This window comes from Paenibacillus sp. OAS669 (genome assembly GCF_014873645.1).
In the GTDB taxonomy this organism is placed as follows: domain Bacteria; phylum Bacillota; class Bacilli; order Paenibacillales; family NBRC-103111; genus Paenibacillus_S; species Paenibacillus_S vulneris.
This window is the reverse complement of the sequence record NZ_JADBDR010000007.1, coordinates 206882-220025: the sequence shown is the minus strand read 5'-3', so window position 1 is coordinate 220025 and position 13144 is coordinate 206882. Positions and strand designations below refer to the sequence as shown.

Below are 13144 nucleotides of genomic sequence, written 5' to 3'. Positions count from 1 at the left end.
GGATTTCAATGACGAACATGCCATTATCACAAGAACAAATTGCAGCACAGCATCAAAAAGTAACCCGCACTAAATTTCTGCAGCGCATTTTTTTCATGGTATTCGGATCGGCAATATTCTCGGTAGGTCTGGAAATTTTGCTTGTACCGAACCATATTATTGACGGGGGTATCGTAGGGATATCGATTATTTTATCGCACCTGCTGAATATTCCGTTAGGCGTTTTTCTCGTACTGCTCAATCTGCCGTTTCTGATGATAGGATACAAACAGATTGGGAAAACCTTTGCGATATCGACCTTATTCTCGGTTCTTATTATGTCTATAGGCAGCTCCCTGCTGCATTCGATCAAGCCGTTCACTATGGATCCGCTGCTTGCGGCCGTCTTCGGCGGTATCATTCTCGGTATCGGCGTAGGCCTTGTCATCCGTTCGGGCGGTTCCCTGGACGGAACGGAGATTGTCGCTATCCTGTTCAGCAAAAAAACACCGTTCTCCGTAGGCGAGATCGTCATGTTCTTCAACCTGTTTATTCTTAGCAGCGCCGGCTTCGTCTTCGGCTGGGATCATGCGATGTATTCCCTGATTGCTTATTACATTGCGTTCCGGATGATCGATATTACGATTGAGGGTCTGGATCAATCCAAATCCGTATGGATCATCAGCGATGAATCGGAAAAGATCGGTCAGGCGATCACCTTCCGCCTTGGCCGCGGCGTAACCTACCTGAATGGGGAGGGCGCCTTTAGCGGGGATGACAAGAAGGTCATCTTCAGCGTTATTACGCGTCTGGAGGAAGCGAAGCTGAAATCGATTGTGGATGAGCATGATCCGAATGCATTTCTCGCTATCGGTAACATTCACGACGTGAAGGGCGGACGCTTTAAGAAAAAGGACATCCACTAATAAAAAAAGGCAGCTCCAGGAGGCTATTGGCCTCTTCGGAGCTGCTATTTTTTTCAACCTGCGGGGCGGAATCCCCGTTTAAGCCGGCGCCGTCAGAGTCAGAGGTTAGACCGAAGCGGGATTCCAGCCATCTCCGCCAGCCAATACCTTGTCGATAGCATAGGCTTGGGCTTCCTCTGCCGTCAGCTGCTTCGACCAGCTAACCCTCTGTTCGGCAGCGGCTCCCGGGCCTTGGTTGCGATACTCGCAAAAAGCAGTCGTTTGCTCACTCTCCGGCTTGTTCCAATTATCCCATCCGGCCGCGTGAATATGCTCACCCATCCAGCAGTGCAGGAAGGCGGCTTTGGCATAGTTTCTCCATGGTCTGCCCAGATAGACGGATTGTGCCGGGGCGTCGCTGGTAAGACGGCATTCGTGGAACACGTAGCCGAAAGGAACCTCCTCCGGGGTAGAGGGGGCTGTCAGCCAGCCGTGAACGGAATCCGCCGGGAACTCCTGCGCATCTTTTTCACCCAGGCGCCGTTTGGAAAAAATCTCGCATTGGTGAAATACGGCTGTAGCCGAGCCGAATATGAAATCGACATCGCCTTCGATGTAGCACTGCTCATAATACTGCCGCACGTTTCTGCGGGGATAGCCTTCACGCGGTCCGCCGAAATGCGCTCTTTTCATGGGAGCCGGAGGCAAAGGTCCGGTAAACAGCGTATCCTGATGGCCGAGAAAGCGGCAGTTTTTGAACACCGCCCGGTCTCCGTCCACATAGGCTGCGAGAGCTTGACCGACAAGGGCGCCGCGTCCGGCCGAATTCTCAAACGTAATCCGTTCCGCTGTGAAATCGTCGGCTCCAACGAAAAAGGAGTAGGAGTGAAATGTTTCATAAGGCTCACCGTTCGGGAATGTTTTTCTGGCATAATCATCGAAAGTAATGATCGTGTGCTCCGCGCTCTCACCTATGAGGTGGACCCGTGGCTTCTCCACATGAATCTTTTCTTTGTAAACTCCAGGTTTTATATAAATGACAACCGGCTCGGAGCGGTCGTCCGGTATACGGTCCAGCGCTTCCTGAACCGTGCGGAAATCTCCGCTTCCATCGGATGCTACTATCATGAACGCCTCACCTTTTTCAATAGAAATAAGTAAATGTTATGCATCCAGTTTACCAGAACGAACGTAAATACAATAGAAGTATTCATAGAGACAGGCTGGGAATTACGGGATAGGGCCGCTTGGATTTTTTTATTCCAATTCGATGCAGCTTCCTCTTTTGGAAGGCATTGCTATAACGGTTTTCCTTGCTGTACACTAAGATAGGGATACTGGAATGGAGATGAATCGATGGACAATGTGAGGCGCTTTTTTGCAAATTTAACGGTAAGACGATTTTCCATTCTTGCGGTTGTCTGCCTGCTGCTGTTTAGTATAAGAGATATGCTGAACATGGTGCTGCTAACCTTTTTAATCGCTTTTGTCATGCATAGCCTGCAAAAAGTCGTATCCAAAAGAATCAGCAAGTATGTTGTGGTGAACAGCAAGGTTATTATTATTCTGCTGTATCTGATCTTTGTCGCTACGATAGTTTTCGCACTCATTCATTATGTACCGAAGGTATTTATTCAAATCAAGCAGCTGAAGGACAGTCTGGTTGCCTTTACGGCTCTTCCTGCACCTGAGGACGAGTTTTCCCGTTACATTTACAAAACGTTGAAGGATTTGAACCTGCAAGCTTACGTCAAGCAGGGCTTTGAGTACGTGCTTCGAATCAGCAATTGGGGGACGACCTTCATTTTGTCGTTAATCTTGAGTCTGGTCTTCGTTCTGGAGAAAAGCCGCATTGCTGCATTCACATCCCGGATGAAAACAAGCAAATTGTCCTGGCTGTACGAGGAGCTGGAGTACTTCGGCAAAAAGTTCATCCTGTCGTTCGGCAAGGTGATCGAAGCCCAGCTGTTGATTGCGATCTGCAATACGGTATTTACGGTTATCGGACTGTGGATTCTAGGCTTCCCTTACTTGTTTGCGCTGTCCATCATGATCTTTCTTCTGAGCCTTGTTCCTGTAGTGGGTTTTGTGGTTTCTTTGGTTCCGTTATGTCTGATCGGGTACAATATCGGCGGACTGACGATGGTGATCTATGTCGTTGTTATGATCGCCGTCCTGCATGCCTTGGAAGGATACTTGCTCAATCCGAAGCTGATGTCATCCAAAATGAACCTTCCGATGTTCTATACCTTCGTTGTTCTTGTCTTCTCGGAGCATTATCTGGGGGTATGGGGATTGATTCTGGGGATTCCGATCTTCGTTTTTTTGCTCGATATATTGGATGTCAATACGAAAGAATGAGCTGAAAAAAACTGCTTTTCGTTTCCTGTGAAAAGCAATAATAAAGGCAATCCGTACGTAAGTGGGTTACGACGGGTTGCCTTTTTTAGCGTGATAACTGCGCACATCACCTGAATCAGCTGCGCAGCTGTGTTAAAGCCGCAGCGGGTAGAGCCCGCTTAAGCTTCGTCGTCTTCCTGCAGCAGCTCCTGCACCGCTATCAGAGCCTGAGTCCGGGAGGAGACTCCCAGCTTCTCATATAGCCGTGAAAGATACACCTTGACCGTCCCCTCCGATAAAAAGAGCTCTGCGGCGATCTTCTTGTTAGTGGCTCCCTGCCGGAGCAAGCGGAGCAAATTCAATTCGCTGCGGCTTAAGGACACGTCCGAAGCAGAGGAGGCTTGGGCTGCCGGACGTTCCCCGTTCGGGAACAAACTTAAAAGCATGGCGACGTAAGCCGCGGAGACTGGGCTTCTGCCCCTGCCGGCTTCCGATTGAGGCGGACCTTGCTTGGCATAGAGGGACAACAATTCCGCCATCGGTGTCCCCTCATCCAGAAAGCTGCGGACATATTGGTTTTTTTCGCCGATTAGAAGCGCTTCATGAAGATGGCTCAGAGCATCGCTGCGATGTCCCCTCTGATATTCAAGAAGCGCCTGCAGATTGCTGATTTCTAACAGACTCGAGACAAGCTGCTCCCTCTCGCATTGAGGCTTGAGCAGCTCGAGCAAGCGAAGGGCTTCTTTCTCCTTGCGCTGCTTAGCCAGCAGACGGACAAAGGTGACATATTGGAATTCCCGGCTGAAGGTAGGTCTGTCCTTGACGGACAGCTCGAGCGGGGCAAGCTCCTTCCTGGCCTTGGCCAATTGTCCTTCCCTCAAATACAGACGGGCTTTGAAAGCTCTCAGCAGGTTCATCCAATGCATCCAGTTGGTGCCGAATTCGCTGCGGGCCTCTTCCATTACTTCCTCGATGATGGAATGAGCCACGTGTGGCCTGCCTTCCGCTGCGTGAAGCAGAGCCTGCGTAATGCGAAGCGGTACGATCAGACCGGGAGTTGCCTTGGTTAAGGCAGCCCCTTCAACGAAGGAGGCTGCTTCACGGGAGCTGTCCAGCTTGTTCCACTCGTAATATCCTTCGGCAAGCGACTGCTTCACGTACAAATGAATGAGCGAATGCTGCCAGCCATGCGACTCCAGCACCCCCATGAAGAGCTTGCCGACCGCTTCGGTATCGCTCGACAGCTGTCCCTTGAGGCCTAGGGAAGTCCTTCTTACCAGCGGCTCGGTTATGTTGTAGTTGAAGCCGTAGTAGATCGGATTTGCCGGCAGCATATCGTTCAGCAGGCTATCCTTGGAGGATAGCCACTTGTCGAATGCCCCGGTAGAAACAATTATGTTCGATCTCACGAACAGGATGCCGCTTTGCAGCTGCCTCCGCCTTGCCGTATCGTCTAATCCCAGGCATCCGGCCTCCACTGTATCCAGTGTGGTATCGGAGCGCTGCAGCTGTCCTGTCAGCATGAGAACAAAGGAATGCAGAAGCAGCGTTTCGAGTGACAGGTCGAAGTCAGCAGGGAAGCTCTCCAGCCAGCGAAGAAGGGTGACCACCTCACCCCGCTGCAGAACCGCAGGCAGATGCCGTTCCAAATAAAGCTCCGCCAGCGGATACGCTTCGGCAGCTAACGCATGATCGATAGCTTCGTCCATCCACCCCCGTTTGGCGTTCTCCATGCTGGCCCGCTTGTTGGATAAAAGCCACTGGCCGGGATCTGTTTTTTGCAAAAGCTCCCGCAGGTACCTGGCGAACAACGGATAGTAGCGAAACCATTGGTTATCGTCGTCCAGCGGGACCAGGAACAGGTTCAGCTGCTTAACGGTTTCGAGCATAGCGAGGCTGTCCAGGTCAGGGCATATGGTGGCGCATATTCGCAGATCCATCCGATCCAGCACGCTGGTGGCCAGCACAAAGCGATATACATCGTCCGGCAGCTTGGATAGGACCTCATGGAACAAATAATCCGAGATGCTGCGGTGGCTTCCTTGAAATTCCGCGATAAACCGGTCGTAGTCCCTCTCGGAGCGCAGCGCTATCGAGATCAATTGCAATCCGGTAACCCATCCTTCCGTTCGCAGCACCAATTGTTCGATTTGCAGGCAGGAGAGGTTCAACCCCGGCATGTTTAGGAAAAACCTCTCGGTTTCCTCTTGGGTAAACTGCAGCTGCAGGGCGTGAATATCGTGGCGCTCCTCCCTAATCATCCATTTTGCAGTAGAGAAGGGCAGCTCCGTTCGCGTGGAGATCACTATATGCATGGCAGGGGGCAAGTAGTCTATGAAATACGAAAGACTATCATGAATCCGCTGCTCGTCTATCTGCTGATAATTATCCAGAATAAGAGAAAGGGGACCAGGCAGCGAATACAATTCATTGATTAATGCATCCAGAAAGGTGCTGATGGAGGCGCTGGGAAGAATATGAACCAGAGGCAGGAAACGACCGGCGCGGTCCGGAACGGCGGATGCAAGCGCATGAACGATATAACGCCAAAATCGGAGCCAATCATTATCCAGGCGATCCAAGGTCACCCAGGCGCTCTGCTGTACCCGGGCATGCGCCCATTGAGCCAGCAACGTCGTTTTACCGAACCCTGCAGGCGCACATATCAGCGTAATCCGGCCCTTTATCCCTTCGGTAACTGAATCCAGCAGCCGGTCTCTTGGGATCAGATGATCCTTGAGAGCAGGGACGGCGATTTTCGGTTTTAATAAATTAAGTTCTGTGTCCGTTGTTGGAATCATAGGCTCCTCGCACAATTTGACAGGATTCATCAGGGAATCAAGTCGGATCTATGTTTCATTATAACGGAATATAGGGAAAAAGGTCACTTGCAGGAAGAGGGTAAAATGGAAAGATGCAGGTGAAACCCACCGGAAGCTTTGGAGGGAAAGACAGAAAGCACCGGGACCTTTACGAAGGCCCGGTGCTAATTCAGATGGTATATGAGCTCGCTATACCTTTGCTTTTGAAATGTTCTGAACCGCCTGATCGCCTAAGCGTTCCTTAAGCTGCTGCAAATACAGTCTGCGCGGTTCCACATGCTGTCCGTACTGATCCCAGAAGCCATCTTCACGGGGGCGCAGGTCATGCTGATTGGGCAAAAACGGGCGCTCCTTCGTTCCCACGTGCCCTATCGCATAGTTTTGGGCAGTTGGGGGCTGCTGCACCGTGAGCTTGCCTTCCGTGTTCCAGGCGACGTAGTTCGCGCCGGCCCAGCCGTGTCCGCTTCCCATCCATCCGCGGTCGCGAACATAGATAGGGGAGCGAACGTTATCGAATAACCCGCCGACCGACCAGCGATGATGGGGCTCGCTGGCATTATAATCGGTGCGTGATTCGCTATCGAGGAACACGTTCGGCCCGCTGACTTTGGCATCGAAGACGAAGGCATGGCGCGCCGTTTCGGTATCGCAGCGCTGTACGAGCGCCAGCTGCCCCGTCACATGGAAGCAGTAGCGGCGTCCGCCGGTAATGATGCTCACCATATCGCGGACCGTGCAGTCCTGAACGGTCACCCATTTGGCATAGCGGTCAATCGTAACGAGAGAATGCTCCAGATGGTATCCTGTCACATCGCGAACCCAAGCGTTCTTGACATAATTTAACGTGACGAAGTTAATGGTATGGGACTCGTCCGCGCAATAAGTCGTGCTGCCGGGCTTTCCATCCACTTGGGTGTCCGTAATGTCTGGATTGAAGTCGGAGTCAATTCTGAGCTGCTCCAGACCTACTTGTTCGATGCGGCCCTTATCGTCATACAGGAACAGCCTTCCGCCTCCCCAGCGGGCTTCAATCGCATTGGTGACCGGTGCATCAATTGTAATCCGGTTCCCTTCAATGTCCGTGATAACGCGGTCAAACAGCAGCTCGAACGGTGCCCACTGCTTCGTCCCGCCGGCGTTCGGCCGCGGAGTGATCGTATCCATGCCGATCGCGCTGATCCAATCCGCATTGCCGTACCGGATGACGGCAACCGTATCGCCTATGGAGTAGCCGCTGGCATCGGCAACATGGAAGGTCCTGGAGCCGGAAGGAACGTATAGGTCCGTAATGTCCGTGCCGGTTTCTTCCACGATACCGGGTTCGCTGCCGAGCACCTGCAGCAGATCCCGTCGCACCGCTCCGGTTCCGTGGAGAATGGTTCCGTCCTCGCCTTGTCCCTCCCCGCGAAGGACGACGCCGCTTTCGCGTATGTAGAGCGTGCCTGCAATGCGGTAGGTCCCTCTCTGCAGCAGCAGTGCGCCGCGGAAGCCGTCTTCACCGATCGGCATACGGGAAATTTCGTCGATAGCTTGCTGAATGCGGGCTGTATCATCGCCTTCCTCGGAGGAAGGGCTTACAATTAAGCGTACCGGTACATCGGGAATAGGGACGCCGCCGCCTTTGTAGCCGCAGTTGGAGAAGTCGGCGATCCGGTTGCCTTTGTAGTCCGGTACATAGGTCATGCGCCCGCCAGCATCCAGAAAGGCGATCTGGCTTTGCTCAGGGGACAGGCTGTCTTGATCCATGACCATAAACGTAAAGCTGTCATAGACAGGGACGTGTTCGTCCGAATGGAGGCAGATGCGGATTTCATATAAGCCGTCGGCAAGGGATGCGGTTTCGAACGCTGCCAGCTGTTCTTGGCCGGACGCCATTCTCAGTTCGGATGGGGCTTCCAATACACGGGAACCCGAGGTGCAGACCAGCTCGAGTGTCAATCGAATGTCCGAATAAGCCTGTATCCGGATAGCTGGCACAGCAGCCCCGGGCGGGAGGATAGCTGGATGGCCGATCTTCTGCAGGAGCGAAGGGTGCTCCAGCGTCCAGCTCGCGATGCCTGGTACGGCTGCATCCTCGTTCAATGAGGGATGGGCTTCGTTTAGCATTCGTACACTTCCTTTGTTATCGAATTAGTGGAGGGCTAAAGAGAATCATAAATCACAGATTCTCTCCATAATCTTGGATTGAAATTTTTTACATACCTTAGATCTTACAATGGGAGCACAGAACACTCAATGGGGTAACTTATGGTTTGCTGTGCCTATTTACTTTCGGATTACAGCCTAATTGGGATGAATAGAGAAGAAGGGCCCGCCGTTATGGGGAGCCCTTAATTTTTCTTTCCGTATTCATTTATTCGATGGGTACTTGCCAGTTCACATCCCGATGTTCCTTCTGTATCAAGTTATAGCTTATAGTAAGCTCCTCAGGCTGGTGATCCAGTTGAGGGATAACGAGCGCTCCGCGAACGGTAACGAGACCGTTCTCGTCTCTTGAAGATGTTTTCTGCAGATAAGCATCGTATTCCACTCCCTTCTCATCCTTAACCTTCCACTCGTCCAGATTAACGACGCCTTGGGCATAAGCAGCCTCTACTTCAAGCACGCCGCCCCGGTCGCTGATCTCCTTATCACCGATTGTCAGCTTGGCGTCATCCTGTTTCCACACGAACTGCTTGAACTGTAATCGATTTCCGCCGCTTTCCAGGTTCACAGGCTCTTGGCTCAACTGAGCTGGGGTCAGCTTGGCATGGAAATCAGCCAATTCACTTGTATAGATGGAATGAAGCTTGAACGTAAGCTTGCCGTACTTATCGGATGGCAGCGGCGAGAACGAATGCCACAAGGTCATGGCACTCCCGTCACCTGTTCCCGAGATTCCGTTTACGATGGAATTTTTGGCGATGCTGAGCCCGGAGTCGAATAAGTCATCCCATGCGGCGGCCACACGGCCCTGCTCGTCGATAAGCTCATAGGACAGCTGATAGCTTTTCAATTGGTTGGCAGCGAAGGGATCCAACTTTACGGCACCGGTGCTGTCCGTCTGTTTGGGGATCGCAGCTTCGATCCTCTCGTTAACTTCCGGGGATATTCTGGTATCCAAAGATAGCAAGGTGACGCTAGGGGCGAATATCGCACGTTCCAAGCCGATCGTCAGCCCTTGAGGAGTAGTGTACTGCTTGTCAATCTTGACGGTCTTGGTTGCCGCTTTCGCTTGCGACATATCAATAGGAATGTCAATTTGCCAATTGCCGCTCGTGCTGCCGATTTTCGTCCAACGAATCTCGGCGATCAAATCGTTCGGGATTTCTTTGCCGCTGCCGACGGCTTCCGTAAGCTCCTGCTTCACCATCAGGGAATGTTCGTCTTTACTGGTAGTCCAGCCGCCTCCCATCGGACCCAGCACCGGAACGCCCGATTTATCCTTGATAACAAAATCCACATACATTCTCATATCGTTGGGATCGATGTACTGCCCATCGGGACCTTTGGCTTCGGCGATAACGGCGATGCGCACCGGATCGGCCATAACCTCCTTGACTTCCAGAGTAATGCCCTGATCGGTCGTTTTTAAATCCAGCGGATGAACGAAGCCTTTCTGTACGGCGTCTACCATGCCCTGATCCACTTGTTCCGTATTATTGAAAAAGCTCTTCACATAATCAGCGAAGGTCGGCGATACGAAGGTGCCCAGCGATACGGCTACGGCCAGGCTGGCAACGGTAATCGTTATTTTTTTCACGATATCTACACTCCTTTTTTTCCAGTCCATCTTATAGACGGCGATAGCCTTTCCGTCTTCCGCAACGGGTTCGGCGGCCGGAACATAAGGGGCGACTTTATCCAGAATTTCATTAGTAAAATCCGGTGGAACGTCCGCTTCATTCATATCGGCGTCAAACTGATCCCAAGCATCCAGATAAAGCTCCAGCTCCCGGCGGCATTCGCTGCAGGTCTCGAGATGCTTCTCCAGCCGGACGCTTTCCGAAGGTGAAAGCCGATTGTCCATGTAGGCTGTCAATTGGTTAGATTTCATGCACTTCATAGAGAAACGCTCCCTTCGTTTCGGGATCTTTCAAGCTTTCGCGCAATTTTTTGCGGGCGCGATACAAGCGCATCTGCACCGTGCTGACCGGGATAGAAAGGCGCTCCCCGATTTCCTGGTAGCTTAGAAATTGAATATACCGCATGATCAACACAGTACGGTAATCTTTGTCCAGCTCCATAATGTGGGACTCCAGCGCCAGCTGCCGTTCTTTTTCCAAAAAAACGGTCTCCGGTGTGGAGGTTTGAACGGGGTCAAAGTCGATCCCGGTCATTAATGGAGTGCGTTTGCGCTTGCGGAGCTCGTCGACGCACCGATTGGCGGCGATCCGATAAAGCCATGCCGAGAAGCTGTGCTCCGGCTTGTAATCGCACAAATGGTTATAAGCTTTAATAAAAACCTCTTGAGCTATATCCTGAACTTCCGGCGAATTCCCGAGCATCCGCTGGAGGAGGGCAAACACTCTTACTTTATACCTTTCGATTATGGGACCGAACGCTTGTTTATTTCCTTGCAGAATCTGTTCTACCAATTGTTTATCATCCTGCATGTTCACCCTCCTATCCAAAAAGGTTGCTGCGCAGCAAGGGTCCTTTTGGTTCGTTCATTTATGTATGACGAATTCCAGCGGAAAACCTTTCTCGCAGGGCGAAAAAAAATCAGCTCCACCTTTTGCGGCAGGGTATGGAACACTGCATTCCTTTTTTAGTCTGGGTTCTTAAGCTGTACCGTACAAGCCCGGGGCTATCCTATGTCAATGGAGAGTATGAGGCTTAATGGCCTGTGCCATGCCTTATTTAATACAATACGGTCAGCAATTGCAACCCTTTCATATTTTTATATTGGCCCATGCTTATAGTCACATAATCCAGATACCCTGCAAAATAAAAAAGAGCCTGATCTCCAGGCTCTCCGCTTGTTCAATATTTCACTACCGGCCATTTCTCCTTGCGAAGCGAGCGCATCAGCTCCGGAGAGGCGTGCAAAGTTTCTTGAACCAGCTGATGAGGCGTGAGCGCCATCCACTGATTGAGCGATACGTCGGCGAACCGGCTGCTCTTGAACATCTCCAGGAACCATAGGCTTTGGTCACCTGTATTCTGAATGTAATGGCCGTAGGCGAATGGAACATAACCGACATCCCCGGCACGGACGTCGAAGGTTCGGGCATTGCCGTTAGCGGCAAATACAGTCATGCGGCCCTTCCCCGTAAGATAGTACTGCCATTCGTCATTATTCGGATGCCAGTGCATCTCTCTCATACCGCCGGGCTCGATCTCTACCAGGGCGGCCGCGATGCGGGTAGAGATGGGGAAGTTGGTAGAGTCGACGATGCGGACCGTTCCGCCCGGCGTGCGGATCGGCTGTTGGGCATACAGCCGGTGTACGAAGCTCAAAGGTATGGTACCGTAAGGGTCCGGCACCTCTTGGACCGATATCGGACCGGGGACCGGCGCTTGAAAGATATATCTTTGCTTGTTCGGGAGGTCGGCAAAGGCGCTTTCCGGGATGCCGAAATTGGCGGACAAGACGTCACGCGGCGTATGGGCGAACCAGTCTGTGATGCTGAGGGTGTTATTGTCGGAGAAGGTGCCGTCATCGAAGACCAGTAGAAATTCGCAGCCGCCCTCCAGACCCTGGATCGAGTGGGGAATACCCGGAGGAAAATACCATAGATCCCCCTGCTCGACATCTGCAATAAAGTTGCGTCCATCCTGATCGACGGCCGTAATTCGGGCGCGTCCGAGCAGCATCAGCGACCATTCCGCCTGCTGGTGCCAATGGAGCTCTCTGACCCCGCCCGGAGTCAAGGCCATATTGACTCCCGAGATCGTAGTTGCGATCGGGAGCTCTCTCTCGGTTACCTCCCTGGCCCAGCCGCCGTGCTCCAGCCTCATGTGCGTATCGGAAAAAGAGAATCTCATATTGGGGATTGTACCCGCATCCGTTGGAGGCGGTACGAGCATATCGGGGTTTTGCAGGTCGCGCATCACATCCCTGGGTCCGCGATCGACGGTACCGGTACCGTCAGCCCGTATAGGCTGGGGCACTTGTACCTCTCCTGAACGCTGTAGGGGCTTTTTGCTCATGATGATCACTCCTTTCAGTTTGTCGAAAAACCCGACTCCGGTGTTCCTAAAATAACTTACTTATCTTTTTACCTTATGCGGGGGACGAGGTGATGTATGTCAGGATAAGAAGCACGCAAAAGGTTGAAAAATCCGTCCCCCCGACAAGGAATCTCGAGCTGCTTGAGGAATCTTTTAATCAAGCAAGAGAGCATGCATAAAGGAGGAGAACGAATTGACCATAAATCAAACCGCATTCGTGACAGGCGCTGACCACGGGGTTGGACTGGGCTTGGTTCAAGCGCTGCTGGAGAGGGGCTGGACCGTATTTGCAGGCCGATATGCCGCTAAGGAAGGGGAGCTGGATCGGCTTCAGGGTGCTTATAAGGAGCAGCTGCATGTAACGGATTTGGATATTGCCGATGATGGTAGCGTCAGGGCGGCAGCCGCCCGGGTAGGGGAGTTTACGGATCGTATAGACCTTCTGATCAACAATGCAGGAATTTTGGGAGACATCGAATCGACAATATTGGATGAGCTGGATTTTGCGGAGATGCAGCAGGTGTTTAATGTCAATGCCTTGGGAACGCTGCGGGTTACACAAGCGTTTCTGCCTATGCTGCTAAGGGGCGAAGGCAAGCTGCTGGCCAACATTTCCTCGGAGGCGGGCAGCGTCGGAAGCTGCACTCGCATCAATTGGTACGCTTATTGCATGTCCAAGGCCGCATTGAATATGCAATCGGCTCTTATTTACAACCAGTTCAAGGGCGATGGACTTAAGCTGCTCGTACTGCATCCCGGCTATGTCCAAAGCTACATGCACGGGGAGCTGAACACCAAGGCTTCACTGACTGTAGGGCAGGCGGCCGCCAACATTATACGCACTATTGAGAATCATGCTTCGTACGAACCGATTGACGGCAAACCGCCGTACATTCATACGGCCACAGGGGAACGATTGGTTTGGTAATTATTCAAGGTGCC

9 protein-coding genes are annotated in these 13144 nt (G+C 52.1%); 3 read left to right on the top strand and 6 right to left on the bottom strand.

Features of this window, described 5'->3' with window-relative positions; translation table 11 throughout:
- The first annotated feature begins 17 nt into the window (after positions 1-17).
- Positions 18-905: a YitT family protein gene (locus GGC63_RS17405; protein WP_079913789.1), complete on the top strand. Its 888-nt coding sequence runs from the start codon at positions 18-20 to the stop codon at positions 903-905.
- A gap of 105 nt (positions 906-1010) precedes the next feature.
- Here the strand turns inward: GGC63_RS17405 and GGC63_RS17400 are convergent, their stop codons facing one another.
- Positions 1011-2012 carry a pectinesterase family protein gene (locus GGC63_RS17400; protein WP_192703362.1) on the bottom strand — a complete coding sequence of 334 codons (1002 nt, stop codon included), beginning with the start codon at positions 2010-2012 and terminating at the stop codon, positions 1011-1013.
- A 228-nt stretch (positions 2013-2240) separates the two neighbouring features.
- Between GGC63_RS17400 and GGC63_RS17395 the strand changes: the two genes are divergently transcribed.
- Positions 2241-3245: an AI-2E family transporter gene (locus GGC63_RS17395; RefSeq protein WP_079913756.1), complete on the top strand. Its 1005-nt coding sequence runs from the start codon at positions 2241-2243 to the stop codon at positions 3243-3245.
- Positions 3246-3403: 158 nt separating this feature from the next.
- Here the strand turns inward: GGC63_RS17395 and GGC63_RS17390 are convergent, their stop codons facing one another.
- The 5 genes from GGC63_RS17390 to GGC63_RS17370 all read right to left on the bottom strand — a co-directional run bounded on the left by GGC63_RS17390 (position 3404) and on the right by GGC63_RS17370 (position 12181).
- Positions 3404-6025, bottom strand: coding sequence for a LuxR C-terminal-related transcriptional regulator (locus tag GGC63_RS17390; protein ID WP_192703361.1), 2622 nt, complete (start codon positions 6023-6025; stop codon positions 3404-3406).
- Between the two features lie 210 nt (positions 6026-6235).
- Positions 6236-8152 (bottom strand): hypothetical protein, encoded by a 1917-nt coding sequence (locus GGC63_RS17385; protein ID WP_192703360.1) that lies wholly within the window; start codon positions 8150-8152, stop codon positions 6236-6238.
- Between the two features lie 247 nt (positions 8153-8399).
- A complete protein-coding gene (locus GGC63_RS17380) occupies positions 8400-10091 on the bottom strand; it encodes a DUF4179 domain-containing protein (protein ID WP_192703359.1) in 1692 nt (563 codons plus the stop codon).
- The gene (locus GGC63_RS17375; RefSeq protein ID WP_192703358.1) at positions 10072-10641 is read right to left on the bottom strand and encodes an RNA polymerase sigma factor; all 570 of its coding nucleotides are present in this window, start codon (positions 10639-10641) and stop codon (positions 10072-10074) included. Before GGC63_RS17375 ends, GGC63_RS17380 begins: the two co-directional genes overlap by 20 nt.
- Positions 10642-11011: 370 nt before the next feature.
- Positions 11012-12181, bottom strand: coding sequence for an oxalate decarboxylase family bicupin (locus GGC63_RS17370; protein ID WP_225948282.1), 1170 nt, complete (start codon positions 12179-12181; stop codon positions 11012-11014).
- Positions 12182-12395: 214 nt separating this feature from the next.
- Here GGC63_RS17370 and GGC63_RS17365 point away from each other — a divergent pair, with 214 nt between their 5' ends.
- On the top strand, positions 12396-13130 hold the full coding sequence (locus GGC63_RS17365) for an SDR family oxidoreductase (RefSeq protein WP_192703357.1): 735 nt from the start codon (positions 12396-12398) through the stop codon (positions 13128-13130).
- Positions 13131-13144 lie beyond the last annotated feature (14 nt).